This is a genomic window from Allobosea sp. ASV33 (assembly GCF_016428755.1).
Lineage (GTDB): Bacteria > Pseudomonadota > Alphaproteobacteria > Rhizobiales > Beijerinckiaceae > Allobosea.
This window is the reverse complement of record NZ_JAELTI010000189.1, coordinates 1-1,701: the sequence shown is the minus strand read 5'-3', so window position 1 is coordinate 1,701 and position 1,701 is coordinate 1. Positions and strand designations below refer to the sequence as shown.

The 1,701-nt window shown below is 68.7% G+C and carries 2 protein-coding genes; one reads left to right on the top strand and one right to left on the bottom strand.

What is annotated here, in order from left to right; genetic code table 11:
* Positions 1-380, top strand: a 380-nt coding sequence (fliJ, locus tag JHD80_RS27010; protein ID WP_199093644.1) for a flagellar export protein FliJ, incomplete at its 5' end; no start/stop codon positions are given.
* Positions 381-434: 54 nt separating this feature from the next.
* Here fliJ and JHD80_RS27005 read toward each other — a convergent pair.
* A complete protein-coding gene (locus tag JHD80_RS27005; protein WP_199093642.1) occupies positions 435-1,049 on the bottom strand; it encodes a GNAT family N-acetyltransferase in 615 nt (204 codons plus the stop codon).
* Positions 1,050-1,701: the final 652 nt, after the last annotated feature.

Below are 1,701 nucleotides of genomic sequence, written 5' to 3'. Positions count from 1 at the left end.
GGCTCAAGCGCTTCCAGGTCGACGAGAAACGTCGCCGGGTAAGCCAGATCGAGATGATGATCGCTGATTTTCACCGGATGGCGAGCGATCTCGATCGCGAGATCCAGGCCGAGGAATCCCGCGCCGGCATCGCGGACCCCGCCCATTTCGCCTATCCGACCTATGCCAAGGCCGCGCTCGGCCGCCGCGACAACCTGCGCCAGTCGGCCGACAACCTGAAGGGCCAGCTCGACGAGGCCAAGGCCGAGCTGCAGGAAGCCTTCGAGGACATGAAGAAGGTCGAGATCCTCGACGACCGCGAGCGCGCCTCGGAGCGTGCGGCGGAAGCCGCCCGCGACCAGGCGACGATGGACGCGATCGGGCTGCGCTCGCGCGTCTGAGAGCAGTTCCAAGAATTCAGCAAAAAGGCGGCGCCCCCGGGACGCCGCCTTTTTTCATGCGATGACGGGATGGTGCGCGACGGATTCGCGCCGCAGCTTGCCGCTCAGGCGCGGGTCGTCGTCGACCTCGACCCCGCGCTTGAACACGGTGAAGCCCGAGCGCTGGTAGAAGGCGAGCGCGGCCGGATGGTCGAGCGTGCAGGTATGCACCCAGAAGCGCGAGATCGGCTTGGCCCAGGCCAGCGCCAGCGCCCGGTTCATCAGCCAGCGGCCGGCCCCCTTCCCGACCACGGGCTCGTCCAGCCCGAAGAAGGCAAGCTCCCCCTCCCCCGCCACGCGGAAATCCAGCTCGAGCAGGCCGACATCGCGCCCTTCGTGGCGAACCGCATAGACCGCGATGGCGGGGTCGGCGAAGACCGCCTCCAGCTCGGCGCGCGGCTTGGTCAGGCGGCTGAACCACATCCAGCGCTCGCCGAGCAGCCGGTAGACGGCGAGATAGCGCTCGATCTCGGAACGGCCCATCGCTTCGAGCGAGAAGCCTTCCATGCCGGGAGGGTCGGGCCGCTCCGGCGGCCGCGCGAACATCTCCAGCGAGGTCACGATCGTCGCGATCTTGCCGGGCGGCAGGTCCGTCGTTCCGGTCAGGGTGATGGTCAGGCTCTGGGACATGGAAGGCAGATACGCTTGGCTCGAAAATCGGGATCGTCGCCGCGATCATGACATGATCACGTTCGAAAGATCACGACGCAATGATGCATGCCCGGCCTGAGAGCACAGACGGATCGAGGCGGCGGCGGCACAGTCGCCGGCCGGCGGGCTGGTTGTTCGGCCTCTTGGTGATGTGCTTCGCGGTGCTGCCGCATCTCACGCTGGCGGCATCGATGATGCGCATGCCTGTTCCCGGCCCGGCGCACCCTGCCGCGAGCATGCGGGCGGCTCCGGGCGAACAGGCGCACGCGCCGATCCCCTGCCACGAGGGCGGAGATACGAAGGCCCCGGCAGCCGCAGCGCCGCCCTGCTGCATCATCGGCTGCGGCCTGATCGCCGAAGCTCCAACCGCTCCGTCGCTGCCGCTCGCGGTCCGCTGGTCGCGGATGCCGTCCGCTTCGGTCGCGACGATACGAGGCCGTTCGACCGAGCCGGCTGAGCGACCGCCGCGATCGGCGCCTTTCGCCTGAACCCATTGTCCGGCGGATCACGACGCCGCCTCGCGGCGCGGTCCGCCTATCCATCGATCAAGGATCCAGACAGATGAAGCGTACTTCCATGGCTCTCGCCGCCCTTCTCGCCGCCGGCCTGCTCGCCGGCGCGGCCCAGGCCC

Excerpts from the sequence above, each read along its gene's own strand:
- JHD80_RS27005 (WP_199093642.1), bottom strand. The coding sequence starts at position 1,049 with ATGTCCCAGAGCCTGACCATCACCCTGACCGGAACGACGGACCTGCCG.